Origin of the sequence: Bifidobacterium asteroides (assembly GCF_009683175.1) — a bacterium.
Lineage (GTDB): Bacteria > Actinomycetota > Actinomycetes > Actinomycetales > Bifidobacteriaceae > Bombiscardovia > Bombiscardovia asteroides_H.
On sequence record NZ_WKKW01000001.1, the window covers coordinates 826974 to 852914 of the forward strand.

General features: G+C 58.3%; 22 protein-coding genes and 1 pseudogene. 11 read left to right on the plus strand and 12 right to left on the minus strand.

Annotated features, from left to right (window positions below; all coding sequences use genetic code 11):
* Window positions 1–30 precede the first annotated feature (30 nt).
* Window positions 31–1083, plus strand: coding sequence for a LacI family DNA-binding transcriptional regulator (locus GKC41_RS03575; protein WP_045924975.1), 1053 nt, complete (start codon window positions 31–33; stop codon window positions 1081–1083).
* 81 nt (window positions 1084–1164) lie between these two features.
* On the opposite strand, the gene GKC41_RS03580 is transcribed toward GKC41_RS03575, so the two are convergent.
* The 6 genes from GKC41_RS03580 to GKC41_RS03605 form a co-directional block, all read right to left on the minus strand.
* Entirely contained in the window at window positions 1165–2697 is a 1533-nt protein-coding gene (locus GKC41_RS03580) for an ATP-binding protein (protein ID WP_110413568.1), read from the minus strand.
* Window positions 2698–2910: 213 nt separating this feature from the next.
* Window positions 2911–4419, minus strand: coding sequence for a sensor histidine kinase (locus GKC41_RS03585; RefSeq protein WP_110413569.1), 1509 nt, complete (start codon window positions 4417–4419; stop codon window positions 2911–2913).
* Window positions 4407–5138 (minus strand): response regulator transcription factor, encoded by a 732-nt coding sequence (locus GKC41_RS03590; protein ID WP_110413570.1) that lies wholly within the window; start codon window positions 5136–5138, stop codon window positions 4407–4409. Before GKC41_RS03590 ends, GKC41_RS03585 begins: the two co-directional genes overlap by 13 nt.
* A gap of 150 nt (window positions 5139–5288) precedes the next feature.
* On the minus strand, window positions 5289–6113 hold the full coding sequence (locus tag GKC41_RS03595; RefSeq protein ID WP_110413571.1) for an ABC transporter permease: 825 nt from the start codon (window positions 6111–6113) through the stop codon (window positions 5289–5291).
* Between the two features lies 1 nt (window position 6114).
* Entirely contained in the window at window positions 6115–6951 is an 837-nt protein-coding gene (locus GKC41_RS03600) for a hypothetical protein (RefSeq protein WP_154312941.1), read from the minus strand.
* Window positions 6948–7643, minus strand: a complete 696-nt coding sequence (locus tag GKC41_RS03605) for a lantibiotic protection ABC transporter ATP-binding protein (RefSeq protein ID WP_154312942.1) — start codon at window positions 7641–7643, stop codon at window positions 6948–6950. Before GKC41_RS03605 ends, GKC41_RS03600 begins: the two co-directional genes overlap by 4 nt.
* Before the next feature lie 428 nt (window positions 7644–8071).
* On the opposite strand from GKC41_RS03605, the gene GKC41_RS03610 reads away from it, so the two are divergent.
* The 5 genes from GKC41_RS03610 to GKC41_RS03630 all read left to right on the plus strand — a co-directional run bounded on the left by GKC41_RS03610 (window position 8072) and on the right by GKC41_RS03630 (window position 13319).
* Window positions 8072–9142 carry an iron-siderophore ABC transporter substrate-binding protein gene (locus GKC41_RS03610; RefSeq protein ID WP_195760132.1) on the plus strand — a complete coding sequence of 357 codons (1071 nt, stop codon included), beginning with the start codon at window positions 8072–8074 and terminating at the stop codon, window positions 9140–9142.
* A 19-nt stretch (window positions 9143–9161) separates the two neighbouring features.
* On the plus strand, window positions 9162–10211 hold the full coding sequence (locus tag GKC41_RS03615) for a FecCD family ABC transporter permease (protein WP_154312944.1): 1050 nt from the start codon (window positions 9162–9164) through the stop codon (window positions 10209–10211).
* A 44-nt stretch (window positions 10212–10255) separates the two neighbouring features.
* Window positions 10256–11272 carry a FecCD family ABC transporter permease gene (locus GKC41_RS03620; RefSeq protein ID WP_195760134.1) on the plus strand — a complete coding sequence of 339 codons (1017 nt, stop codon included), beginning with the start codon at window positions 10256–10258 and terminating at the stop codon, window positions 11270–11272.
* 5 nt (window positions 11273–11277) lie between these two features.
* Entirely contained in the window at window positions 11278–12159 is an 882-nt protein-coding gene (locus tag GKC41_RS03625; protein ID WP_154312946.1) for an ABC transporter ATP-binding protein, read from the plus strand.
* Between the two features lie 185 nt (window positions 12160–12344).
* Window positions 12345–13319: a siderophore-interacting protein gene (locus GKC41_RS03630; RefSeq protein WP_154312947.1), complete on the plus strand. Its 975-nt coding sequence runs from the start codon at window positions 12345–12347 to the stop codon at window positions 13317–13319.
* A gap of 155 nt (window positions 13320–13474) precedes the next feature.
* Here the strand turns inward: GKC41_RS03630 and GKC41_RS03635 are convergent, their stop codons facing one another.
* The 6 genes and pseudogenes from GKC41_RS03635 to GKC41_RS03660 all read right to left on the minus strand — a co-directional run.
* Window positions 13475–14923, minus strand: coding sequence for an MFS transporter (locus tag GKC41_RS03635; protein WP_154312948.1), 1449 nt, complete (start codon window positions 14921–14923; stop codon window positions 13475–13477).
* A 40-nt stretch (window positions 14924–14963) separates the two neighbouring features.
* On the minus strand, window positions 14964–15887 hold the full coding sequence (locus tag GKC41_RS03640) for a nucleoside hydrolase (RefSeq protein ID WP_154312949.1): 924 nt from the start codon (window positions 15885–15887) through the stop codon (window positions 14964–14966).
* Between the two features lie 34 nt (window positions 15888–15921).
* On the minus strand, window positions 15922–16740 hold the full coding sequence (locus tag GKC41_RS03645; protein WP_154312950.1) for an energy-coupling factor ABC transporter ATP-binding protein: 819 nt from the start codon (window positions 16738–16740) through the stop codon (window positions 15922–15924).
* A complete protein-coding gene (locus GKC41_RS03650) occupies window positions 16737–17585 on the minus strand; it encodes an energy-coupling factor ABC transporter ATP-binding protein (RefSeq protein ID WP_154312951.1) in 849 nt (282 codons plus the stop codon). The genes GKC41_RS03645 and GKC41_RS03650 overlap by 4 nt, the downstream gene beginning before the upstream one ends.
* Window positions 17582–18400, minus strand: a complete 819-nt coding sequence (locus GKC41_RS03655; protein WP_154312952.1) for an energy-coupling factor transporter transmembrane component T — start codon at window positions 18398–18400, stop codon at window positions 17582–17584. The genes GKC41_RS03650 and GKC41_RS03655 overlap by 4 nt, the downstream gene beginning before the upstream one ends.
* Window positions 18401–18546: 146 nt before the next feature.
* Window positions 18547–19197 (minus strand): annotated as a pseudogene (locus GKC41_RS03660) (ECF transporter S component); the annotation flags it as partial.
* 251 nt (window positions 19198–19448) lie between these two features.
* On the opposite strand from GKC41_RS03660, the gene GKC41_RS03665 reads away from it, so the two are divergent.
* From GKC41_RS03665 to GKC41_RS03685, 5 genes are all read left to right on the plus strand, one after another.
* Window positions 19449–21320, plus strand: a complete 1872-nt coding sequence (locus GKC41_RS03665) for a PfkB family carbohydrate kinase (RefSeq protein ID WP_154312954.1) — start codon at window positions 19449–19451, stop codon at window positions 21318–21320.
* 357 nt (window positions 21321–21677) lie between these two features.
* Window positions 21678–22682: a LacI family DNA-binding transcriptional regulator gene (locus GKC41_RS03670; protein WP_324612019.1), complete on the plus strand. Its 1005-nt coding sequence runs from the start codon at window positions 21678–21680 to the stop codon at window positions 22680–22682.
* Between the two features lie 219 nt (window positions 22683–22901).
* A complete protein-coding gene (locus tag GKC41_RS03675) occupies window positions 22902–24071 on the plus strand; it encodes an ABC transporter substrate-binding protein (RefSeq protein ID WP_154312955.1) in 1170 nt (389 codons plus the stop codon).
* 97 nt (window positions 24072–24168) lie between these two features.
* Window positions 24169–25119, plus strand: a complete 951-nt coding sequence (locus GKC41_RS03680; protein WP_154312956.1) for a carbohydrate ABC transporter permease — start codon at window positions 24169–24171, stop codon at window positions 25117–25119.
* A complete protein-coding gene (locus tag GKC41_RS03685) occupies window positions 25119–25934 on the plus strand; it encodes a carbohydrate ABC transporter permease (protein ID WP_154312957.1) in 816 nt (271 codons plus the stop codon). Before GKC41_RS03680 ends, GKC41_RS03685 begins: the two co-directional genes overlap by 1 nt.
* Window positions 25935–25941: the final 7 nt, after the last annotated feature.

The window sequence follows — 25941 nt, forward strand, 5'->3', positions numbered from 1 at the left end:
ATCATGGTCAGCAGGAAGGAATCCGACACAATGTCGTCCGCACAAGACGCAGCCGTCCCGTCAGGCAGAGGCAAGGTGGGCGTTGCAGACATCGCCCAGAAAGCCGGAGTCTCGCTGGGCACTGTCTCTAATTATCTGAACTATCCCGACCGCGTCTCGCAGACTCTGAAAGAACGCATCAGCGCAGCAATAGACGAACTCGGCTATGTGCCCCGCCCAGCTCGTGGAGCCGCGGCCCTGACCGGACAGTCCACCATCGGCATCATCATGACCGATATCGAGCATTCCCTGTTCACCTCCGTATTCGAAGGGGCTCAGGAAATCTGCGAAGACAAGGACATGCAGCTGATAGGCACCAATGCTTATTCCGATTCGAAACGCCAGACCAGCCTGCTCAAGCTCTTCTACTCACTGGGCGTCAAGGGGGTTATTCTCTGCAGCGTAGTGGACTGCACCGCTGACTTGGAGTGGGCGGCCTCGGTCAAGCTGCCCGTAGTGCTGGTCGATCATGTGGAGCCCAGCAGCAAAACCAAAAACTGCAGCGTCCTGGAGAACAACCTCGCCGTAGGGCAGATGGCGACCAGGCATTTGCTGGAAGCTGGATGCCAACACATCGCCTTCGTATCCCACTCCTTCGACTATCAGTCCATATACGACCGCTATACGGGGGTTCAGCGGGCCATGCGAGAGCAGTCCCAGGCCAAGTTGTCAATCATCGACTCACACGGAATCATGATAGAAGACGGCTATGAGGTCGGCTGCGAGATCAGCCAGCTCCCGCCTACGACAGTCCCTGACGGCATCATTGCCGGCACCGATGTGCTCGGGGTGGGAATCATCAATGCCCTGCAGGAGAAGCACAGATATCGCGTACCCGACGACATCAAAATCATCGGCACCGAAGGTGCCCGCACGGGCAACTATCCCAAGGTCCCCTTGTCAGTCGTCGCTGCGCCCGGCGTCGACATGGGCCGCAAGGCCGCAGCCCTATTGATGGACGAGTTCAGCAACTCCCGGCATGTACACGGCTCTGTATTGATTGAACCGATTCTGGTGGAGCGGGATTCAAGCCGGGCGGCATAATCTCGAGAAAAAGACATTCACCATGTTATGACCCTGCTTCATCATGGCCGCCCGGCAATGCCTGCCCTTACGGTATGCCATTCACGGCTGCTTCCCCGAAGACACTTCAGAGAAGGAATCATTGGCCACATATCGTTGGTACTTGCTCCGGGGTCTATCGGGAAGCGTCATGGAGAGTGCATTTTCTACGAGCAGCGGCTCGATGTACCGCCTGCGGACATAGTACTTGCCTAATCCCAGCGCATGCGCAACACTCTCGAGCGATTGGGGCTCCTTGCAGAAATCGAGAATCCTGTCTCGTATTCCAATGCTCTTCTTCGCAGGATCTGATACTGCGGTTCCGGACCAAGGAACGGTTGCTTCCGCCGCACCAGCACGCTCCGGCACAGAGTAGAAGCGCACAGTGAAGGAAGCCTGCCGATCCTGAAACTCTACAGGCTTATATCCACACTGTTTGGCCTCCTCGCGGATAGCCGGAATCCCTGAGTGCCGATTCTCGGCAATACCCTCAATCTCCAGCAGACTGACCAGGGTAGGGTTCCTGGTCTGACTGTTGGCAAAGCCCAAGTCGTTGATGCTCTGACCGCCATATACACCACCAGGATTCCAGCATTCAAGACGATCGGCAAAGAGCGTCAATCTGACCGGCGTTCCGTTGCAGTATGGGCCATAGTCACGATGCATCAATGCGTTGGTCAGGATTTCCCTGACTGCGGTTTCGGGATACTCAGGAATATCAGTGCGCACCCCATCCCTGATCACCGTCCTGGTTCTGCTGTTGCGCCGCACAAAGGCCATGGCATCCTCAAGCATGCGGTCAATGGTCCCTTCAAAGCGCTGATTGTCAAGGAACCGCTCTCCCCCAAGACCAGTTCCGGCCTTGGTTCCCGGCACAACCACGGCGGTAATGCAGAGGTTCGGATACACCTGCTGCGGGTATTCGCCAAGGGTCATCAGACCTGCAAGAGTGGGAGATCCACGACGGCAGACACCTGATAGCTCCAGGATCTCGTCCTCATTCCTTCTGGCCAGGAGCGGGCGTTCCCGCTGTGCGCGACTAATGAAATCATGACGTTTTCCTGGGTTCAACATATCGGAATCGGCCTGAGGGTCTACCGATACATCGTCGCGCCGACCGTCCTTGAAAGTCTCGATCTCATACAGCTGCGTAGGCGTCATGCGGGCATCGGCATCCCCGATCCGGGTGTAGCTGCCTGCGCTGATGCCTGCTGTCTTACGGTAGACAGGCCTCTCGCCCATGGGTTTGCCGTTGATGTAAGCCGACACCACGGTCTTGCCGTCAATCAGGCTTTCGCTATAGACCGGTCTGACCTCGGGATACATCTCTTTGCCCTGTGCCGTTACCGCCTTTTCCAGCTCCTGCGCGTCATGGACGCCGACAACCTCAAATCCAAGACTTTCATCCAGCCCGAATACGATGATGCCGCCCTCGTTTTGGTTGGAAAACGACGACAGCGAGTCATACACCTTCGGAGTCCCCTGGCTGGCGGCTTTGACTTCTATCGATTGGCCTTCGCAACCCTTGCGCTGAATCGAACGCACAACCTCCTCCAGCGACAGATCGTTTTGTTCAGCGTCATCTGATTGTTGCATACAGGCCCCTACAAATTGATAATCTCTGTTATCTTTATCATACAGATTTACTAAAGAATGGCAAACTTTAGTAATTGATTACTAAAATAATCGCTAAAAATTGATGTTTTTATAATTATCAATCCATGATTAACACTATTTCCAGATCTTTATCACTGTGCAATTTTTAGTCGGACACCGAGTTGGCCGTGGCCGATATTCACCCCGCCTCATTCACTGCACCGGCAAAGATACCGTGACTACTGCGCCATTGCCATCGGTTGCATTCCCCAGGGTCAGGCGGCCTCCTGCACTCTCGACAGTTGACCGGGCGGCAGCCAGGCCGATGCCATGGTGGCCGCCGGAGCCGTGCCGACTGCTGTCAGCCTGATAGAGCCATTCCGTGGCGTGGGCCAGAGCCCGGCTGCTAAATCCTGGACCCTGGTCATGCACGGTCACGACCAAGGCTCGCCCGCCCTCCTGGCCATACTCCAGCTTCCATGTCAGCGTCACCAGACCATGGTCCGGCGAGTAGTCAGCCGCGTTGGCCACGATGTTCATGATCGCCCGGGCAAGGTCAACAGCATTACCGGAAACCTGGCCAGTCTCTGAACCCAGGCGGTCATCCCTCTCGAGTCGCAGACCCCGAGCATTGAGGTACCCCTGGGCCTGGTTGTCGACCATATCCCTCAAGGCAACTGTCGTGACCCCGGATCGCTCTGAAGCGGTGCCCATGGAACCCTGGCTGATGGCCTGGGCATAGTCGGCCATCTCACGGATGGCATCCTCAATGGAGTCCAGGTAGGACTGCTGCTCCTGGCTGAGCCCGGTCTCCCCCAGCAGGTCGGCGTTGCCTCGCATGATGGTCAGCGGCGTCTTCAAGTCGTGAGCCAGAGCCGCCACCTGCCGACGCTGGGACTCCTGGGCCGTCCAGGTCTTCTCCAGCGATTCCCTCAACGTGACGCGCATCCTGTCGAAGGACCCCAGCACCCGGTTGATCTCCAGCACGTTGCTGCAGGGCAGTGAGGCGTCCAGGTCCTGCCGCCCTATGTCGTCAGCCACCTGGTTGAAGACCTTGAGCTTGGACGATATGACATGGGCCGCCCGCAGCCCGACCAACAGGAGGGTGAGCAGCAAAGCGATCCCGTAAGACGCGAGCAGCAGGTTCTGGGGATTGGGATAGCGGTCCCGGGTCTGCCTTGACGCCCACTGCGGCTGAATCCGATAGGCCAGAACGCATGGCCGCCCATCGGCTGTGGCATAGACGACATAGGTCGCATCCGGCTTTGCGCGAGTGGCAAGGGGCCGTCCCGTCTTCTCTCTCCGCTCTTCCGATGGCTTAGATACGCTATGCGCCCGATGGTCGGCGGCCAGCTGATCGGCCTCGCTGGCCATGCCGCCCTTCATATCGCCCCCCACGGGATGCCCTTGACTGTCATAGGTTCGGTACCAGTAGGCGGCGGGAATCAGGGATTCGACAACAGTGGTCGTACGGCCAATGGAGCGCCCCACCTTCTCCAGATGCTGCTCGCCATAGTTGGCCCAGAAGAAGTCGCCCCTGGCCCCCAGGTTTATCCAGACCATATATATGCCGGCGAACAGCAGAGCCAGAATCAGCAGCACGTAGAGAAAGTATCTGATGATCAGCAGAACGATGGGCATTCCCCTGCGGCTTGGCCGGCCCCTGCCGTCGAGGCTCTGCTCCATCGGCGACTCGGGCGCGCCGTCAGTCAGGCCACCCATTGGTACCCCACTGACCAGATGGTCCTGATGGGGTCCACCCCCAGGGCTTTGAGCTTGCGCCGGGCATTGCTCAGATGCACTCTTACCGAAGCCGTGGCATCGCTGTCCGCATCGTCGGCGGCCGGATCATCCTCTGCGGCCAGGCAGGCCTCCCATATCTGCATGGGCGCGTAGGCCCGACCGGGATGTTCTGCCAGCAGGGCGCATATGCGGTATTCCGCATCCGTCAGATTGGCGTTGTGCCCGTCCACCCTGATCTGCCGCGCCTGAAGGTCCATGTCCAAGGATCCGAAATGCAAGAGCGGGCGCCCGCGCCGACTGCCCTGGGAAAGCCTCGCCCTGACCTTGGCTCGGAGCTCGGCAATGCCGAAGGGCTTGCGTATATAGTCGTCGGCACCCAGACCATAGGCCAGGACCGCACTGTCCTCATCGGTCTTGGCCGTCAGAAAGATGATCGGGCAGGACACCCGTTCCCTGATGGCAGCCAGGAGGGCAAAGCCGTCCATGTGAGGCATCATGACATCGCAGAGAATCAGGTCGACCGAGGACAGGTCCATGCTTACAACTTTCCGCGACTCGTTGACCACGGTCACGGCATAGCCGTCCTTGGACAGGGCCGCCATCAGCAGGGTGGTGATCCTTGGATCGTCATCCACCACCAGGATGGAGGCCCGATACCGATCGTCCCCGGGGGAACCTCCGGCGTGCACGTCAGCCACGATTGGCTCCTTTTCTGCGCTTAGCGACCCGGCCCAGCAACGTTTGAGAATGGACCTTTTGCAGGCCAGGATTCTTGTAAGCCTGATTTCTTGCAGGACGATTTTCTTGCAGGACAGATTCCTTACGGACCGGATGCCCTGCAATCCAGTCTAATCGCTGGCCTTTCGCCGATCCTCGAACCTGCCGATCCAGAGCAAGAGGGCCAGGCCCAAGGTCAGGGTGAGGACCAGACAGGGAACCAGATTATCCACAGCCGTCACGCCGATTGAGGCACGCAGGCCCTCCCCTCCCGGCATGGTCAAGGCCAGGGCCTGCTCGATCCCCAGGGAGCCGAACCTGGTAGGCCAGGTAAAGGGTATCCACCGGCTGATCCCGGGCGTGCTCGCGACACCGGATAAAGTACGGCTGTACAGGCCGTTGAAGAGGCCACCAAGGGAACTGATGGATACCCCGGTGCCAAGGACACCAATGGCGATGGTCGCATTCCGGCCGAAGCTCAGGGCCAGGGCGATGGAGAAAAGGTAGAGGCAGAGGGAACCGCCTGCCATGCCCAGGGTGGCGAGCGCGACGGCCGAGATTGGTGCGCCCAGTCCGCCAGCCAGAGCCATGGGCAGGCAGAATGCCAGAGCCGCCAAGGCCAGGGCCAGCAGACCCAGAAGCCAGAGCACCAGGACCTTGGCTGCCAGACCCAGACGGCGGCTGGGAATCCCCAGAAGGTTGGCCATGTCGCCGGCCTCACGCTCAGTCTCGATGTTTATGGCAACTACGATGGCAGCCATTAGGGGCATGAAAGCGCCTAGGACCTGAAAGAAGGCATCGGTCTCCAACCCGGGATCATAGGGGGCTGCGGCGAAGTAGGCACCGCAGACGAGTCCGGCCGCCAACCCGCAGACGACATGGATGGCGATAAGCACAGATCCGTGCAATCTCACGACTTCCGAGGCCACGACCCGGCCGACTGTCATCCCAGCCATGTCAGTTGGTCTCCTTCCGCGAGAACCAGATGCCCGTCAGGACGGACAGAAGCAGGAACCAGACCAGACCGGCCACCAAGGCCGTCAGGCTTTGCCCGCCGAAGACAGACAGCGCAGCCTTGATGGGGCTGTTGTCTTCAGTCTCCAGGGGCACACCATCAGGCATGACCTTCATGAAGGGCACCGGCAGGTTGATCATGGCGGCGGGTGGCAGGAAGGGCCATAGCCGTTGGTTTCCCCAGAAGATGATTGAGACCAGCAGGTCCACCATGTAAGGCAGGCCGAACCCGATCAGAACGCCGAACCGGGCGGTCAGGGCAAGTCCCGCCGGTATCATCCAGGAGCAGGCCAGAACCAGCATCAGAGCACTGACTACGAAGTCGACTACAGACGGTCCCCCGACCCCGGAAACGGCCACTATGAGTGCCGAAAGACCCAGAGCCAGCAGGGTTGCGATGCCGATCAGAAGCAGGCAGTAGACAATCTTGGCCCACCAGATCAGAGCGGGCGCGGCGGGCAGGGCCAGAGTGGTTCTCCACTGCTGTTTGCCGTCAATGTTGGCCACGGCGACGCTTATCAGGGCAGTCATGGCCGGAAGGAGCAGGACATACCAGTAGTTGATCCAGGAGGGCATCCAGACATGCAGTCTGAAGGCGAAGCAAGCCACGATGGCAATGAGCACCAGAGGGAAAGCCAAGGCCATCCGTCTGGGCGCGGCCGACCGACCCTTCATGATCTCCGCTGCCAGGATCCTGCCAAAGGGGATGCCGTTGCCCCTGGTTCCGAATTCTTCAGCCGTATCCTGCTGGATGAGTTCGTTGGCATTCCCGCTGCTCATCGTGACCTCCTGAGCACGTCCATGAACAGCCCTTCCAGGTCCTCCCCAGCGTGCAGTTCATTCTCATAAGCCAGGCGACCGTCAGCGATGATGCCGATATGATCCGCCAGGATTGACACCTCGGAGAGGATATGGCTGGAGACGATCACGCTCATCCCCTGCTGCGGAAAGCTGCGGATCATCCCCCTCAGCTCCTCGATGCCCAGCGGATCCAACCCGTTGGTGGGCTCGTCCAGGATCAGCAGACGAGGTTTGGTCAGAATGGCGTTCGCTATCCCCAGGCGCTGCTTCATGCCCATGGAAAACTGTCCAGCCTTCTTGGAACCCGTATCGCTCAGCCCGGCAATGGAGAGCGCCTGGTCGATCCGCTCATCAGGCAGGCCGAAGAGGGTTGTGCGCACCTTGAGGTTCTGACGGGCCGTCAGGTTGGAGTAGACGGGCGGCTGCTCGATCAGGGCGCCGATGTCGTAAAGATCCCGGCGCGACCAGGGGTGCCCATTCAGAATCATGGATCCGCCAGTGGGGTGCAGCATGCCTGTGACCATCTTTAAGGTAGTGGATTTGCCAGCCCCATTTGGCCCCAAGAGCCCGTAGACTCCGCCCTCGGGGACATGCAGGGACACCTGGTCGACGGCCCGCTGTCCGTGGCCGAAAACCTTGGTCAGCCCCTCGGTCCGCAATATGTAACGCATGGTCGGCTCCTATTCATTTCCGTGTGGCAGGAGCCAGACTAAAGACCGAAAATAAAGAAAGATAAAGGAGCGAGCAGAGCCCTGTTGCAATCCTAGGAAGGCACTGTGAAGGGTGAAGGTCTGAGAGACCTGGAACAGTCAGAACCCTACGTCTGCCGAACCTTGACATCCGACAGGATCCGCGGCAAGCCGGCAGAGCAAGAGGCCAGCAAAGCAAGGGTTTTGCTAGATGGTTTCGACAAAGGCTATAAAGGTGCCGATCTGAGCCGACCCTCGTCTTTTCCTTGCCATCTCCTCGATTTCGCAGCGCGCTAATTAACACATGCGGCCAGGGAAATCAACTCTTTTCTTCCCATCGCGCCGATGCTACATCTGGTACCTGGCTCTGGTGCACCATGCCAATTCGACAGCACGATCAAAGGAACCACATGCACATTCGACCACTCCTTTCCCTCACCCGATTCAAGCGCGCTATCGCAGTAATCCTGGTACTGGCAAGCGCCCTGTTCTTCCTGGGCGCCTGCGGATCGGACCCGCAGACAAACCCATCCAGCCAGTCAAAGGCCTCGGAAGGGCAAGGCTCCTTCCCCGTCAAGATCGATCATGTTTACGGCACCACCTCGATCCCTTCCAAGCCCAAGCGCATCGCCACCGTCGGATGGGCCACTCCCGACAACCTCATCGCCTTGGGGGTCGTGCCGGTCAGCATCCAGAAGAACTCCTTCGGCAAGACCGTGGATGGAGGGTATCTGCCCTGGACCAAGGATGCCCTGGATGAGATGCATGTGGCCAAGGCGGATATGCCCAAGCTGCATGACGAATCGGACGGCATCGATGTCGAGGCCATCGCCGCGTCCAAGCCCGATCTGATCATCGGCCTGCTCTCCGGCATGACCAAGAAACAGTATGACACCTTGAGCAAGATCGCGCCGACAATCGCCTATCAAGAGGTTGCCTGGGGCGACCCCTGGCGCAAGGTCATCACGTCCACGGCCAAGGCCATCGGAGAACCCGAAAAGGGCAAGCAGCTGATATCCGACCTGGAGGAGCGCATCTCAAAGGCCGGAGAGACCCAACCGGGCATCAAGGGCAAGACCGCGGCAGTTATGTATTTCGATGCCTCCAAGCTCTCTAAGTTCAGCGTCTACACCACCTCCGACGCCCGGCCTCAGTTCCTGAACGACCTCGGTATGGAGACTCCGGAGTCCATCAAGGAGGACTCCAAGAGCACCAAGAACTTCTACAAGGAGATCTCCTCCGAGCATGCCGACAGGTACAAGGATGTCGACATCATCGTTACCTACGGCACCCCGGACCTGCTTGAAGCGATGCGCAGGGACCCGCTCCTCTCCAAGATTCCCGCAGTTGAGCGCGGATCCGTCGTGGTCATCGACAGTGACGGCGAGATGGCCAATGCCCTTGACCCCTCGGCCCTGTCCGTCCAGAAGACGACCGACGCATACGCCCAACTTCTGGGCGAGGCTGCCGCCAAGGTCTGATCAGGCCGCAGGTGAGGGGATGAAAGAGGGGGAGGTGGCGCATATATGCGGTCGGCGAGCAACCATGCATCGCAATGGAAACGGACCCATGGTCCTGTCCGGGCTGATTCTGGCGGTCTGCCTGGTCATGGTCTGCGCCCTGTCCCTGGTTTTCGGATCCCGTTCCGTCAGCCCTTCCGACATCCTCCACGCCCTGTCCGCCTCCTCGGATGACATCGCGGTCTCGGCCATCCGCCTGAGAATCCCTCGCACCGTCCTCGGCCTCCTGGTCGGTGCCGGGCTCGGGGTGGCCGGGACCCTGATGCAGGGCATATCACGCAATCCACTGGCGGACCCGTCGATTCTGGGTTTCAATACGGGGGCGGCCCTGGCGATCGTCTGCTCCATAGCCTTCTTCTCCCTATCGACCCCGGCCCAGTATGTCTGGGTGGGACTGCTGGGCAGTGCGACGACCGCACTGGTCGTCTGGGCCATAGGCTCCCTGGGGCCATCCGGTCCATCTCCGCTACGGCTGACCCTGGCCGGTGTCGTGATCAGTTCGGTACTGGGGTCTCTTACCTCCGCCGTCCTTCTGCCGCGCGTCAATGTCATCAGCTCTTATCGCTTCTGGCAGGTGGGCGGAATCTCCGGCGCCCGGTTCGACCTCATGATGCCGGTCCTGCCTCTTCTCACTCTTGGGTTGATACTCGCCTTCTGCCTGACGCCCGGGATCAACGCCTTGACCCTGGGTGATCAGATGGCCGAAGGACTGGGTATGCACGTCGGACGTGTCCGCAGCCTGGCCTGGCTTGCGGCGATACTCCTCTGCGCCTCCTGTACGGCACTGGCGGGTCCGATTGGCTTCGTCGGGTTGGTGGTCCCCCATGTGGCACGACTGCTTATAGGACCCGACTACAGGCGAATCATGGCTCTGAGCATCCTCATCGGCCCCCTTCTGGTGGTTGGCGCCGACGTGGTGGGCAGGATAATCACCCGTCCATCCGATGTGGAGGTCGGCATCGTCACGGCACTGATTGGGGCTCCCGTATTCGTGATTCTGGCCGGGCGCAGAAGAACCGCGGAGGTATAGGCATGGATGCTTGCCTCCTTCATGATTCGCATAGACCCGATGCGATGACCGACCTGCAACGGATACGACGGACCCATACCGTTCGTTCACTGGCAGTCACCATCCTGCTTGTGGTACTCCTGGTTGCTCTCGCGCTGTCCGACCTGGTTCTGGGACACCGCACATACTCCATGAGCGACCTGATTGGAGCACTTCTGGGGCAGGGAGACGAAGGGACCAGGTTCGTGATTCTCCAACTGCGCATGCCCAGGGCACTGATCGGCTGCGCCGCCGGCATCGCATTCGGCATGGCCGGAATTGGTTTCCAGCACCTCCTGCGCAACATGATGGCCAGCCCGGATATCATCGGCATCACGGCAGGAGCCAACGCGGCCGCCATCTTCGGCATTGTCGTATTGGGCCTGTCGGGCATGCCCTTGGCCTGCCTGGCGGTCATGTGCGGTCTCCTGACAGCCCTCCTGGTCATGGCCCTGGCCTGGCGCGGTTCGTTCGATCCGACCAGGCTGATACTGATCGGAATCGGAGTGGCCGCAGGGTTCAATGCTCTGGGTTCCTGGCTGATGGTTCGCAGCAACCAATGGGACATCCAGGCAGCAACCCGATGGCTGACGGGCAGCCTGGCCGATGCCCAGTGGTCCGATCTACCCATACTGGCAACAACAACCCTGGTCGGCGCCATGCTCCTGCTGGCACTCGACAGGAATGTCAGCACACTGCAGCTGGGACCGGAGATGGCCGCCGGACTGGGAGTCAGGGTAAGCCGTGTCCAGTTCGAGGTGATTATCGTGGGTGTGCTGCTCCTGGCTGTCGCAACGGCGACCACCGGTCCCATCTCCTTTGTTTCATTCCTCTCCGGTCCCATCGCCGCAGTCCTGGTTGGTCGGGGAACATCGGCCCTTATCCAGTCGGGCCTGGTGGGAGGTTGCCTGGTTCTGGGGTCGGACATCGTCGCCCAACATCTGCCCACAACCCAGGTGCCGGTCGGCATCATCACCAGCATTGTGGGCGGACCCGTCCTCATCCTGATCATGGTCCTTATGACCCGCAGACAGGAGCTCTGACCATCATGACATCATCTCCGGCATACGACGCTTGGAGCAGCGCCCATAAGCTGACTGCCTCGCACCTTCGCCTCACCTATGGCGGGCGTACGGTCATCGAGGACCTGAGTCTGGATATACCCCCACACACGATGGGGTCCATCATCGGACCCAACGGGTGCGGAAAATCAACCTTCCTCAAGGCTATGGCCAGGATACTGAAACCAGCCTCGGGGACCGTCATGATGGACGGAGAGCCCATCACCAGCATGCCCACCCGCAAGGTTGCAACGATTCTGGGGTTACTGCCGCAGAACCCGTCAGCACCCGCAGGCATCACCATCGCCGACCTGGTCGCTCGCGGTCGATACCCCCACCACCACTTCGTCGAGCGGTGGACGACCAAGGACGAAAAGGCGGTGGAACGGGCCCTCGCCCTGACCGGACTGACCGATATGGCGGGGTGCCCAATCGACCGCCTGTCCGGAGGCCAACGCCAGCGCGCCTGGATTGCCTTGACCCTCGCCCAGCAGACCGACATACTCCTTCTTGACGAACCGACCACTTATCTCGACATCGCCTACCAGCTTGAGGTACTTGACCTGCTGAGCACCCTGAACAGGCAGGAGGGCGTCACGGTGGTCATGGTTCTCCACGACCTGAACATGGCCGCCAGATACTCGGATTGGATTCTGGCCATCAAGGATGGCAGGAGGTTCGCCTTGGGCACCCCCGATGAGGTCATGACCGAGAACCTGGTCAGAGAGGTATTCGACATCGCATCCACCGTGGTGACCGATGGGACCACCGGCGCCCCCTTGATGACCCCGGCGCCCCTCCATAGTCTCGAAGCCCACTCTGGCGAGGCTTGTAATGCACACGTACACTGGGATGACTCGGCAGGATGACACCAGATAGTCCAATGATGTAAAACCTCTCGTCCCGCTCCCCACATCGCTTACCCCAACGTTCCCAACCCCGACCTCCCGAACCGCAAAACCTCAAACCACAAAGTCTCAAACCACCACAACCCGAGCGCCTACAGCCCGACACCACGGTCAACCCATGAACCCCAACCGAAAGAGAGCCAGCCATGGAACAACAAGCCACCAGTCATCCTGTACCCTTGATTCCCTTCCGTGTCTCCGTAGCCAGAGCGGAAACGCTCTCGCCCCACTTCAAGCGGATTGTCTTCCAGGGACCGGATCTGAGGGTTTTTGCAGACGCGGGCTACGATGAGCGAATCAAAATCCTCTTGCCCCTCCCCGACGGATCCGTGCCGCCCCCTTCCTTCTTCGAGGCGACCCCTGAAGATCCGCTTGCCTGGTACCAACAGTGGAGGACCCTGCCCGCAGAGAGCCGCAATCCTCTGCGCACCTATACGGTTCGCAAGGTCAGACCCGAGAGCGAGCAAATAGATGTGGACTTCGTCATCCACGATCATGCCGGCCCGGCTGGAGCCTTCGCAGAGGCTGCCAGACCTGGCGACCAAGCCATCATCATCGGTCCCAACGCACAGGCCGGAGGACCAGTCGCAGGGATGGACTTTCACCCAGGTCAATCCAGACATCTTCTCCTAGTTGGCGATGAGACGGCAGTGCCAGCCATCGCCGCCATAATGGACAGCCTGATCCGAGACCACTGGCAGGGCGACGGGGTGGCAATGATCGAAGTCCCGACCGAAGAGGATCGTCTTCCGCTGCCCGAGCACGCAGGAATCCGCGTAATTTGGACGACCTGCGACGAATCCGGACATGGACATGCCCTTATCGAAGCCATGCGCAATCTCCTGGAGGACCTGCCAATCCATTCGTCTATATCGGCTACGGCCGCTCAATCTTCCAAGGAATTCACAGAGATCGATATCGACAAAGAGCTGCTCTGGGAGACTGCCGATGCCGCCCAGGCCGATGCCTCCATTCATGCCGACGACCTGTATGCCTGGATTGCCGGAGAGGCAGCCACTGTCCGCGAGCTAAGGCGCATGCTGGTCAGAGACCGGGGAATGGACCGGCGTAGCGTCTCTTTCATGGGATATTGGCGTCAGGGACGCAGCGAGATGTCCTGACCAGCTACGATGACGGGGTCGCTGTGGAGCAGCAGAAGCTTAATTCGCGATGTCACGAAAGGCCTGCCCGCAATTCCGCTCCGGCTTTTCATATCAAAAGAACCGGGCCAGGGGCAAACCCGGGACCCGGTTCTCTCAATCAGCAGCTCGGAAGATCAGTCCTCATCCTCAGCCACGCGGGAGTGGCTGTAGATCATCTTCATGGAGCAGATGAAGAGCACCAAGCCCAGCAGGATGATCACGCCGCCGATCATGAAGACATTGGCGTAGGTCGAAGCCAGGCCCTGCGCAGTGCCGGCCAGGCTGCCCGAACCCATGGATCCGTTGGCCATGAGCTGGCCGAAGAGGGCAACGCCGATGGAGCCGGTGATGGCCTGCAGGAGGTCGTTGAAGCCGAGCACGCGCCCGGACTCCTCAGGAGCCACGGTCAGGGTCGCGGTGTCAACGATGGGCTGGTAGAAGAAGGAGGTGCCGAAGTAGTAGATGCAGGGCGCCACAGCCAGGGCCCAGATCTTACCGGCAGGAATCAGGAAGGCGATGGCGATCAGACCGCCGCCCATGCAGGCCAGAGCTAGGATGACCGAAGCCTTGCGCCCGATCTTCTGGATGATCGGCCCGGCAGCGAATCCCATGATGCCGGCCAGGATGATGGACCAGACCAGCAGGTTGGAGACCTTGGAGGAGTCGATGCCGTAGACGTTCAGACCAATGGCGTTGACGCCCGCGTTCAGGGTGTAGCTGAAGAAGTAGCCGACGAAAATGACGGTCATGGTCATGGCGAAGGCCGGGTTGGTCAGCATCTTCGGAGTGATGAAGGGGTTGCTGGCCTTGTTGACATAGACCAGGAAGGCCACCAGGGTCACGATGCAGGCGATGCCCCAGCCCCAGTTGATGTCGGTGAAGAACATGGTCACCGAAGCGGCGAACAGTCCGATCAGCGTGAAGCCGATTCCGTCGATCTTGACGCCAGCGGCATGCTGGTCGGGCAGGTTCTTGGCCAGGACGGGAATGAAGAAGACGGCCAGGATGCCCACGCCGAAGAGCCAGCGCCAGTCAAGCAGGGTCATGTAGCCGGCCAGGAAGACGCCCAGGGCGGCGGCGAAGCGGAAGACCGCGACGAAGACGCCATACCAGAGCACGCGCTTCTTCTTCTCCACATACTTGGAGACCAGAACCAGGAAGATGGATCCGGAAACCTGCCAGCCGGCCGACTGAACCACGCGGGCCGCGATGACGATCCAGATGCTGAAGGTGCCGAAGCAGCCCAGAATCGACCCCAGCACGAAGACGATCGTGCCCAGGATCATCATCTTCTTCAGGGAGACGAAATCGCCCAGGGAGCCGTAGATGACGCAGACGATTCCCAGGATGATGCCCGGCAGGGAGGTGATCAGCGGAGCCAGATTGGCCTGGTTGAGCTGCTTGCCGATGTTCACGTAGATCATGCCGAAGGCCTGCTGCTGGAGCACGCCCAGGGTGAAGATGATCAGGACCACCGGGATGGCCACGCGGGCCATCTTGTTCATTTTCGCGAACTCGGGAGTCCCCTCCTCGGGAACGGGTATGCCGTTCTTCTGCTCCTCGGAGACAGTTGACTCACTCATTTTTTCCTTAGTTTCCTTTCGGTTCTTCTCAATGCGGAAGCTAGTGGCGGCGGACCCGGCCGACCCTGTCGACAAAGGCGGAGCGGAATCCGTCCACATCCACGTCCACGCAGACGCTGGCGTTGGCCTTGCCGCCCAGGATGCCGTCGTAATCGACCACCGTGGCACCCAGAGTGAGCGGACTGGAGATCTCGACATCCACAAAGGCCTCGCGCATGGTGAACAGGTCGGGCTGGAGCAGGACCATGGCGGCAGAGGGATCGTACATCTTGATCCCCTCCTCGATGTGTCCGCCATCGTAGGACCGGAAGAGGGAGGCGACCATACCGCCCACTTCGCCGGCTGCGTCCAGATCGTCCAGGTCGCCGGCCACCAGATGGGCCTTGCGGCCGATGTCCAAGCCGACCATGGTCACAGGCAGCCCACTGCGGAAGACCATCTTGGCAGCCTCAGGATCGACGGAAATGTTGAACTCGCCATAAACCCCGATGTTGCCGCGTCCGGTGGAGCCTCCCATCATGACGATCCGATCGATGTGGTCCTTGACCTCCGGGAAGGTGGCCAACAGCAGGGCGATGTTGGTCAGAGGACCCAGGGTCAGGATGGTGACTGGCTCATCGCTCTCCAGAAGCACCCGCCGCTCCTCCAGGACCGCATTGTTCTCGGTCAGCAGGCTGGTGTCCGGCTCAGGAAAGACGAATGACCCCATCCCCGACTTGCCGTGGGCTTCGGTGGCGAATCTGTTGTCACGCATGAGCGGGGCCGCCGCGCCACGGGCCACGGGGATGCGCCGGCCCAGGAAGGTCAGCAGCTTCAGGGCATTGTTGGTGGTGTGGCCGATGCCCACATTGCCGGACACCGAGGCTATCAGCCTGATGTCGAAGCCGGGCTCGTCGACCAGCATCGTGATGGCCGCAGCATCATCGATGCCGGGGTCTGTGTCGATGATCAGAGGTTTGGTCATTGCTTCACTCCTTTTCCTCGTGTCGTATCCAAACTCAAATTCCTGCCCCTGCTCTGGCCCGCCGGGCTGCATCAACAAAGGCAGAGACGGTGAAGACCGGGCCATGCAGGCCGACCTGCCGGGCCACCCGGGTGATGGGCGGAGGCGTCACATAGGCCTGCTTGAGCACATCCTCCCGGGCGAAGACCTCCTCGCGGCTGCCATCCAGCAGGACCCGGCCATGTTGCATGAGCATGACCCTGGGGAAGTTGCGGGTGACGAACTTCATGTCGTGGGAAATCGTGATGCAGAGCCTGCCTTGGTCCCGCAGCCGGGCGATGATGGCAGCCAGCCGATCATTGCCGGCCTTGTCCTGCCCGCATGTGGGCTCGTCGAAGACCACGGCACCCGTATCCATCATGAGGACTGAACCGATGGCACAGAACTTCTTCTCGGTGGGGCTCAGGTCGAAAGGATGATCGTCCAGCCGGTCCGCCAGGCCCACCAACCCAGCCACCTGCTCCATACGTCGCCCTATCAGATCCTGATCGAACCCCAGCTGCCGGGGACCGAACTCGAATTCCTTGCGCACGCTGTCCAGAAAGAGCTGATCGTCGGGATTCTGGAAGACGTACCCCACCTTCCGGGCCCACTGGGCCGTGTCCGCCGTGGCCAAATCGACGCCGTCGATCAGGATCCGGCCGTTGGTCGGCCTGAGGATGCCGTTCAGATGCTTGGCCAGGGTGGTCTTGCCAGCGCCGTTCTGACCAATCAGCGCCACGGGCTGATCACCTTCGAGGGTCAGGTTCACTCCGTCCAGGGCACGATGGCCATGCGGGTAGACGTACTCCAGATGCTCCAGGTCGATCCTCATCGCAGTGCCTCCCGAATCATGCCTACCGCCTGGTCCTCGCGTACGGGCAGATCCGACAGGCCGAATCCTGCGTCCTCCAGACCTCTGCCGAGCTTGACGTAGTCCGGTATGTCAATCCCCCACTTCTCGGCATCGGGATCGGTGAAGACCTCCTCGGGTGTGCCCAGGGCGCGGACCCGGCCTGCACCCAGGACCATGACCTGGTCGGCGCATCGGGCGACCCGCTCCATATCGTGATCGACCATGACTACGGTGATCCCCTCCTGGTTGAGCCGCTTGACAATGTCGAAGATCTCCTCGCTGCCAAGCGGGTCCAGCTGGGCCGTGCATTCGTCCAGGACCAGGATGTCCGGCTCCATGATCAAGGTCGAGCCAAGGGCCACCCGCTGCACCTGTCCGCCGGAAAGCTCCAGGGGGTTCTTGTCGAGCAGGTCCTCGATATGCATAAGAGCAGCCACCCGGGCCACCTTGGCATGCATGGTTTCACGTGAAACCCCATGATTGCCCAGCCCGAAGGCCAGTTCCTCGGCCACGGTCCCGGCCGTATAGGAAAGCTGATTGAAGGGATTCTGAAAGACCAGGCCCACCTGTCTGGACAGATCGGCAATGGTCGAAGCGGCTACGTCCCTGTCCTCGATCCTGACGCTTCCCCTGGATTTGCCTACAAAATAGTGCGGAATCAGACCGACCAGGGCATTGCACAGGGTCGATTTGCCCGACCCGTTGGCTCCGACGATACAGAAGAAGCTGCCCTGCTCAACGCTGAAACTCACCCGCTTCAAGGTGGTCCGATCGGCGTCACGGTATCTGAAGGAGAAGTCGTCCACTCGTATGACCTCGGTCATGCCCGGCCTCCCCACTGGATTGCGAAGGTGATCAGACCTGCGCGCGAGAGGCAGCTGAGCACCAGGGCCAACACCAAAAACACGGTGAACAGGATGGTCACCACGGTGTCACTGCGCCGCCAGACCACCTCAAGGTAGCTGGTCTGCCGCACCCCCCGGATGCCGAATCCCCGGGTCTCCAGGGTCATCCCGCGCTCCTGCGAATCCGTCAGGGAAGAAAGGACAACCGGCCCAAGCAGGGGCAGGAAGGCCCGCACCCGGGAAATCAGGCTGCCGCCGGTCTCCAGGCCACGCGCGTGCTGTGACTGCTCAATGACCGCAATCCTGCGCTGCATCTGCGGGACCACATTGAGGCTGGCCAGAATCAGGTAGCCTACCTTCGATGGAACGCCAATCTGTGTCAGAGCCGCAACCAGGCGACCCATGTAGGTGGTTTTATTGGTCAGGTAGAAAGACCCCAGGAAGACCAAAAGTGTCACTACGATTTTGGCCGCATAGAGGCTGCCTTCGAGGCCCAGTTGCGCGAATCCCAGGTCAAGAATGACCCTGGTATTCCTTGGGCTGTAGCACCCCTGGATGAACAGCAGCATGAGCGTGACGGGAATGCCAAACCCAAGCATGACCCCGGAAAAGGGCCTGAGCACCCGAGCCAGAGCCGCTGCGATAAAAAGCGCGACGATAATCCCCAGGCCCAGAGTGAAGTCCGGCCAGACCAAGGTCGCCAGGCCCAAGGAGCACACGCCGGCGATCTTGGCCATGGGATGCATGCGGGCCAGTGGAGAATCAGGAATCCGGTTCGAAGCAGGGCCAGGCATCAGCGTTCAGACCTTTGGGTACGTTCACAGGCCAAGTCCGCTGGGTCGCCTGTCGATGGGTCCCGCTCAGATTCCATCGCGCCGTCGATCTTCCCCGGCCGTGCCGAACTCTCCCGACTGGACGCCCCAGTCGCTTCGCGTTCGTCCTCGTCTTCGTCCTCATCCAGGTCATCCAAATCGTCCAGATCGGCCTGGTCCTCGCTGCCATCCAGAGCGTACTGGCTCAGGAAGCGTTTGGGGATTCGTCGCACGATCACATAAGCGATCAGGACGGTGATTCCCTTGTCAATCAGATTCTCCAGCATGGAGGAGGACAGCACCGAGATGACGATGTTCTTGACAGCCACCACCAGTGCAGCCGTGAGGACCGAGGTGCCGTTGACTCCGGTGGCACCTCCATAGACGAACACGGTGATCAGAGAGGCGGTGACCGTGTTGACCAGGGCGCAGGCCAGCCAGACCAGGACCACTCCCCATATCCGTTTGAAGAGCCCGGCCTTGACCATGTACCCAATCACCAGGCCACACAGAACACTGGAGAGCGCATAGGGCAGATAGACCGGATTGGCCACCAGGGCGAGGAAGACGTTGGTCAGCAGCCCGCACAGGGCGGCCACCCAGGGGCCGGACAGACAGGCGATGACCGTGGTGCCGATCATATCCAGGAAGAGCGGCAGTTTGAGGGTAGAGCTCAGGGTCCCGCCGATGAGGTTGATGCCCACCGCGATGGGTATCAGCACCAAGGATTTTGTCGAGAACTGCGCAGTGATCCCTCTCCACAACGATCGCGCGCTCATAATCCGTACCGCCTTTGGTCCTTGAATGTCGATTTCTGCGGATGGCCGTCGCTCACAGACAGATCCGCATCACCGCTTTGAGAAACCACTTTAGTAAACAACTTTCATTGACAGAGACTATCAACAGCCGCATGGGGTGTCAAATGCGAAACCTCCGACGACGATCCCTCAGGTAAGCTTGATTCGCTAGATCCAGCAGGTCGACAAAGCCGTTCGCCGGAGCTTCAGAGATGAGGAGGACAGGAAACCCCATGAACATCAAGGACATTGCTCAGCTTGCCGGCGTATCCACATCGACGGTCTCCAAGATTGTGAATCACAAGGACGCGAGCATCACAGCCGCCACGCGCGACAGGGTCCTAGAACTGGTCAGGAAGTACCACTACACGCCCTACGGATCCTCCAAGCCCAACACCACCACCTGGAGAATCGGAGTCCTGTTGAGGTCTTCCATCTCCATGGACTCCACCTTGGATGGGATCATCCAGCAGGCACAGAAGTCGGGGTACGGCACCCTGGTCTTCAACAGTTACGGCAATCATGACCAGGAGGAGCGCAACATTCTGTCCGCTCTGGAGCATCGGGTGGATGGCATGGTCTGGGAGCCGATCGACCAGACAAGCCTGGCTTTGAAAAGCAGGATCGAGGCAGGAGGGATCCCCGAACTCACCATTGGACCCCTTGGAGACGACCGGACCGCGCTCATGCCCTACGAGGAGGCTGCTTACAGTCTCACCGAAGAGCTGATCAAGCGCCACCACACCAGCATCGCCTGCCTGCTCTCGCCGGGCAGACGGACCCAGAGCTTCCTGCATGGCTATCGACGCTGCTTGTTCGACCACAACCTCCAGTACCACACCGACATGGTCCTGGAAACCATCGGTGAGGACCTGACCCGGGTCCTGGAGAACCGGCAGGTCACCGGAGTCGTGGCATCCCACTACCACCACGCCCTGGAATTCCTCCAATTCGCCGAATCCATGCATTACCGCCTGCCCCAGGACCTCTCCCTGGTCTCCCTGATGAACGACACCAACGTGCATCTGCGCTACCCGGGCAGCCCGGAGATATCGTCCTACGTGATGCGCAATGCCGATTTCGGCGCCTACCTGTGCCGACGAATCATCCGCTCCATCGAGCATGAGTCCGATCCAAGCGAGACCTTCGAGCACGTCTTCACCCTGGACGGCGAGAAGACCATCGGTCGGCCCCCGGACCAACAATGCAAGAAAATCGTGGTGGTCGGCAGCATCAACGTGGACACCTACCTGACCGCCCCCAGCCTGCCCAAGGCGGGTATGACCACCACGACCAGGAACTTCGCCTCCACACCGGGGGGCAAGGCCACCAACCAGGCCGTAGGCGTGGCCAGGCTACAGCATCAGGTTTCCCTGATCGGCAATGTCGGCAGTGATCCGGCCGCTGACTACATCTACAAAACCATGAGGCAAGCCCATGTGGATGCCACTGGTGTGCACAGAGTCAGCGGGGCGGACACGGGCAAAGCCTACATCTTCGTCGACAGCAAGGGCGAGTCGATGATCTCCCTGGTGGCGGGTGCCAACGAATCCCTGACCCCGGACGACATCACCGAGCGCGACCAGATCTTCCGGGACACCGGCTACTGCCTGATTCAGACAGAGATCCCCATGGACACCGTCATTGAGGCCTGTAGAACAGCCAAGCGCCACCATGCCACCACCATCGTCAAACCGTCATCCTGTGGCCACCTGCCTGAAGACCTGCTGGCTTCGATCGACATCCTGATCCCGAATCTCAACGAGCTGAACACCCTGATACCAGGGCCAGGATCCGTGGTGGACAAGGCGAAGCAGTTCATCGACGGCGGGGTGGACAAGGTCATCATCACCCTGGGCGAGCGCGGCTGCACCCTGGTCACTGCCAGCGGGCACAAGGACTTCCCAGCCCACGAAACCCGAACGATCGACGACACCGGCGCCAGCGATGCCTTCATCAGCGCCCTGGCCTCCTATCTGTGCAGCGGATGCTCCCTGGACAAAGCCGCTCATATCGCCAATCTGGCCGCCGGCTTCAGCGTCGCCCACGAAGGCGTCATCCCCTCCCTAATCAACCGCCGTCAGCTGGAGGGCCTGATCGACTGAGCGGCCCAGGCGCAAGTACGGACGGAGGGCTATGATTGTCTGCCGTGCCTATCATCAAGGTCTATAGCTTCTGAAGATATGCGCGTCAACCCGACACAGTGATTAAGGGCTGCACGCCTTACGAACTTTGCAGACAGTTGCCCATGGATACAGCTATGACCGGATCCTTTCGTAACCCGGCTCTTCCTCAGCGAGCGATTGTTTATCCGATAATACTGATGGCAGCAAAGTGAAGCGACTTAACTTATTCAATCTCTGAGTACCATATAAATAGCTAATGAGGGGTGGACATTTTTGCCCTGATGCCTTGCGTGTTATACCCGCCAGGGACTACGCAGACCAAAAGGAGGGTAAAAGGTGGATAAAGTAGTGACGATTTCTGACGTAGCCCAAGCGGCTGGAGTCTCCAAAGCCACTGTTTCTTACGTACTCTCCAATGACAAAAGAATAAGCAAACAGACAGCAGAGAAGGTACGGCGCACAATAGACGATCTGGGGTATACCGTCAATCACGCGGCCAGAGCCCTGTCAACTAAGAAAAGCAACGTACTGGGAATTGTGTCTCCTACTCACCATGGTGTCTACTTATCGTCCTTTTTCGGGCTGCACATTTATCTATTGTCTGAGTATGCAGCACAATCCGGCTACGACAGCATGTTCATCGGTTCTGATGACGGCTGCGACGCCATGAGGAAAGCCGCTGCCTCGCATAAAGTGGATGGCTTCATACTTATGGATGTATGCGACAACGATTCGCGCATGACTACTGCCAACGAGATTGGAATCCCCACTGTCGTCTTCGGATCGCCGACTTCATCTTTTGGTTTGGACACAGTGGACTCAGACTTTCGCTCAGAGGCCACACGGTGCATGCAGTGCATGGCTACCAATAATCATAAGGAGGTGATCTTGTACTCCTGGTCTAAGAGTGTTTTTGAGAAGCGAATGGGCTTCGCCTTACGATTCAGAGACCAAATCGTACAAAGCGCCAAAGATCTAGGAATTATTCTGCATATCTATTCACCCGACAACGACGAATCGGATCCAGCCGGAGAACTGTTGCACGCATTACATCTGTATCCTCATGCCACAGCGATGATCATCCACAATGAAAGTGCGTCGATTATAGCCCCGCAGGCCTTTTCTGCAAGAGGCATTCAGATACCAGACGACCTGTACGTGATCTCCGTTTTCCCCAAACAAATGCAGTGGTCAGTTCTAGCCTCATTCGCCTTCATACAAACCGATATAGACCAGTTGGCTCAGAAAATCGTGAGTACATTGGTAGCTCGCATTCAGGACCCGGATGCCCCCATCACAAAATCATTATTGGATTTTACCTTACAGCAGCCAGTCAGCTAATAGCCCTAATACAATCGCTTGGCCATCTCCAGTAGAGTTCTACCTGCAATCCCGTATACATAGTTCCACATGGCCAATAATTAATTGATTTGACCTACTGCTCGGATATTATATAATGTTGGTGAACCGGTTCAATAACTAATGATTCGAATCCGGGGCTCGAGTCATACCAGCTTGGATGAAGATGCCACACTGTAGCGGCATCGCAGAAAGGAAATCATGCACAACCTATTCATCAAACGCTTCGCGACCATCTGTTCAGCTGTCGCCATTGTGGCAAGTCTCGCTGCATGCGGAAGCTCGAATCAGAGTGCGAATACCATTGGTTTTTGGGATCCCTATCCACAGAAAAATGCCTCCAGCACATGGGAGGCATTCGTCAAGCGCTGTGCTCCCGAGGGTTACAAAATAAAGCGTACCGGGTATCCCCAGTCTGATCTGCTGAATAATCTCACCACCGCCGTAAAGGCCGGAAACGCCCCACAAATCGCCTTGATAGATAATCCAAAAATGCCTACCGCAGTTGATGCTGGCCTCGTTACCGACATCAAAGCTGCCGGCATCAACACCAAGGGATACGACAGCAACATCGAGGCACCTGGAATCATCGACCACGTCCAATACGGCATCTCTTACGGATCCAATGCACTGGGGCTTTACTATAACCCGAAAATACTGGAAAAAGCAGGCGTCGATCCTGCGTCCATAAAAGATTGGGCGAGCCTGAACAAGGCTATAGAACAAGTGGTGGCATCAGGGAGCAAAGGCATTACCTTCGCAGGCATCTCCGGCGAGGAGGGTACATTCCAGTTCCTGCCTTGGTTTTGGGGAGCAGAGGGAGATCTGAAGCATCCAAAATCACAAGCCGAAACCGATGCTTTGAACCTGGTCTCTGATTGGGTCCGAAAAGGTTGGGCGCCAAAATCCGTATCCACCGACAACCAATCTGCAGCCTGGGATGCTTTCCTGACTGATCAGTACGGATTCTCCGAAAATGGCTCATGGCAGGCCGAATCCGCCAAGGAAAAGGGATACGGAATGATACCGATTCCTGGTAAATCCGGTGGAGTCGCCCCCGTGCCGACCGGAGGCGAATTCATCACTATACCTACCCAGAAAAAGGCTGACAAGGATCTCAGCAAAGCAACGGCTAAAGTCATTAACTGTCTGGTTGACGGGGATAATCTAAAAAAGACCAATGATGAGATGGTCTATTTAGCAGCGAAACGCTCCGTAAGAAACCAACAGGTCCAAGAGAACCAGATCTGGGCCCCGTGGGTAAAGCCGATAGAGCAGGCCAAGGGCAGAACTTCTGACATTGGCCTCAAATATGAGGATGTTTCAGCGCAGCTCTCCGAAGATTTGCAAGAAGCGCTGAACCAGCGCTGAACCAGCTGAGAAGTCGGCAGAGATGCTCGACTTCTCAGCACCTCTTGCCTCAAGGCAATTTCCAATAATCATATTTCTTGCGTTGATCAGGTGAACGATGTCATTCAATATTCATCCACTACAGGACTCCGACGGGAGTATCCGGAACTCAAAAAAACGCGGCATTCATTCGACGACACTGGCGGCCTGGGGCTTTGCTATGCCTCTCATCGTGTATCTGGCCGTCTTCTACGTAACACCACTTATCCAAAATATTTTCATGAGTCTACACCGTTTCACTCGCCGGACTTTCGTCACCGGTGACGCACCATGGTCCGGCATTCAGGTATACCAGGAGGTTCTAGGAAATCCGAAGTTCTGGACGATACTCGTGCAGACCTTATTATTTGTGGTGCTCTCAATCATTTTTCAATACAGCCTGGGGCTGGCACTGGCAGTATTCTTCAACCAGAATTTTCGACTATCGGCTGTACTCCGTGGCGCTTTCCTGGTCCCTTGGCTCTTGCCTCCAATGATTTCGGGCACTATCTGGCAATGGATGATGGATGCAGATACTGGTGTCATCAACAAAGTCATCGGCTTTTTCGGAGGCTCCCCTATCTGGTGGCTACAGGCTGATCACTCCCTATGGTCAGTTATCATTGCAAACATCTGGTTAGGTATTCCATTCAATATGGTCATTCTGTATTCAGGATTGCAAAACATTAACCAAGACCTATACGAAGCTGCGTCCTTGGATGGATGCAACTATTGGCAGCGATTCTGGAAAATCACTTTTCCCTTGCTGAAACCCGTTACTATGATCACTCTTCTGCTCGGATTCGTGTACACACTCAAAACCGTAGACATTATTTGGATAATGACCAAAGGGACAGGCACTTCGCGCACCCTTGCCACATGGGCTTATGAGATGGCATTCGGCAAGGGAACATCCGCAACCATCCGATACTCAGAGGCATCCGTCGTGGGCACCATCCTGATCGCCATCGCCCTGATATTCGCTTTTGCCTATCTACGAGCACAGGGTTCAGAGAGGAGCAAGCAATAATGAGGCATCGTTCGACCTGGTGGAAAACGCTGATCGCCGTTGTACTAACGCTGATCATGCTTTTCCCAATTTATTGGATGATCAACATCTCTCTGACCAAAAGGCGGTCGATTCGATCAGGAGATCTATACCCACGCGATTTCACGCTGACGAACTTCTCTTCAGCCTTCCACACCGAAATGACATACCTGGGCACATCCCTGCTTATCGCCGTCGGTGTAGTTCTGCTGACACTCGTCATCGCACTTCCGTCTTCTTATGCCATCGCTTTTCTTGAACTCAAAGGCCGTAGAACAATCAATTTCCTTCTAATTGTGGCTCAAATGATCCCCGCTGTAGTCATGGCCCTGGGCTTTTATCAGATCTACAATCGTATCGGCCTTTTGGACAGCATCCCTGGCCTTATCATTGCGGATTCCACAGTAGCTGTGCCATTCGCCGTCATGCTTCTATCGAGCTTCATGACCGGCATGCCGCATTCAATTATTGAAGCAGCAGAAATCGATGGCGCTTCACGTTGGCGCGTATTCACAACCATTGTGGTTCCGTTAAGCCGAAACTCCATCGTGACGACTTCGCTATTCTCATTCCTCTGGGCATGGTCTGACTTCATGTTTGCGTCAACGTTGGATTCCGGTGGAGGTCGTATGCGTCCCATCACGATGGGCCTTTATGATTTTATAGGGGCACAGAATCAGGAATGGGGACCATTGATGGCTACCGCCGTCCTGGCTTCAGTGCCAACCGCAATACTGCTGATCGTCGCACAGAAATATGTCGCCGCAGGAGTTACAGCAGGCGCGATAAAGGACTGAAGCCAAA

Bases quoted from the DNA above. Each gene is read 5' to 3' on its own strand.
- GKC41_RS03605 (WP_154312942.1), bottom strand. From the start codon at position 7,643: ATGCGTTACATATTGCGGACCGAGGGGCTGACCAAGGTTTTCGGCCAC.
- GKC41_RS03580 (WP_110413568.1), bottom strand. From the start codon at position 2,697: ATGCAACAATCAGATGACGCTGAACAAAACGATCTGTCGCTGGAGGAG.
- GKC41_RS03650 (WP_154312951.1), bottom strand. From the start codon at position 17,585: ATGACCGAGGTCATACGAGTGGACGACTTCTCCTTCAGATACCGTGAC.
- GKC41_RS03585 (WP_110413569.1), bottom strand. From the start codon at position 4,419: ATGGGTGGCCTGACTGACGGCGCGCCCGAGTCGCCGATGGAGCAGAGC.
- GKC41_RS03575 (WP_045924975.1), top strand. From the start codon at position 31: ATGTCGTCCGCACAAGACGCAGCCGTCCCGTCAGGCAGAGGCAAGGTG.
- GKC41_RS03640 (WP_154312949.1), bottom strand. From the start codon at position 15,887: ATGACCAAACCTCTGATCATCGACACAGACCCCGGCATCGATGATGCT.
- GKC41_RS03645 (WP_154312950.1), bottom strand. From the start codon at position 16,740: ATGAGGATCGACCTGGAGCATCTGGAGTACGTCTACCCGCATGGCCAT.
- GKC41_RS03685 (WP_154312957.1), top strand. From the start codon at position 25,119: ATGAGGCATCGTTCGACCTGGTGGAAAACGCTGATCGCCGTTGTACTA.
- GKC41_RS03615 (WP_154312944.1), top strand. From the start codon at position 9,162: ATGAAAGAGGGGGAGGTGGCGCATATATGCGGTCGGCGAGCAACCATG.
- GKC41_RS03625 (WP_154312946.1), top strand. From the start codon at position 11,278: ATGACATCATCTCCGGCATACGACGCTTGGAGCAGCGCCCATAAGCTG.
- GKC41_RS03655 (WP_154312952.1), bottom strand. From the start codon at position 18,400: ATGCCTGGCCCTGCTTCGAACCGGATTCCTGATTCTCCACTGGCCCGC.
- GKC41_RS03610 (WP_195760132.1), top strand. From the start codon at position 8,072: ATGCACATTCGACCACTCCTTTCCCTCACCCGATTCAAGCGCGCTATC.
- GKC41_RS03665 (WP_154312954.1), top strand. From the start codon at position 19,449: ATGAACATCAAGGACATTGCTCAGCTTGCCGGCGTATCCACATCGACG.
- GKC41_RS03675 (WP_154312955.1), top strand. From the start codon at position 22,902: ATGCACAACCTATTCATCAAACGCTTCGCGACCATCTGTTCAGCTGTC.
- GKC41_RS03630 (WP_154312947.1), top strand. From the start codon at position 12,345: ATGGAACAACAAGCCACCAGTCATCCTGTACCCTTGATTCCCTTCCGT.
- GKC41_RS03620 (WP_195760134.1), top strand. From the start codon at position 10,256: ATGACCGACCTGCAACGGATACGACGGACCCATACCGTTCGTTCACTG.
- GKC41_RS03600 (WP_154312941.1), bottom strand. From the start codon at position 6,951: ATGAGCAGCGGGAATGCCAACGAACTCATCCAGCAGGATACGGCTGAA.
- GKC41_RS03595 (WP_110413571.1), bottom strand. From the start codon at position 6,113: ATGGCTGGGATGACAGTCGGCCGGGTCGTGGCCTCGGAAGTCGTGAGA.
- GKC41_RS03635 (WP_154312948.1), bottom strand. From the start codon at position 14,923: ATGAGTGAGTCAACTGTCTCCGAGGAGCAGAAGAACGGCATACCCGTT.
- GKC41_RS03680 (WP_154312956.1), top strand. From the start codon at position 24,169: ATGTCATTCAATATTCATCCACTACAGGACTCCGACGGGAGTATCCGG.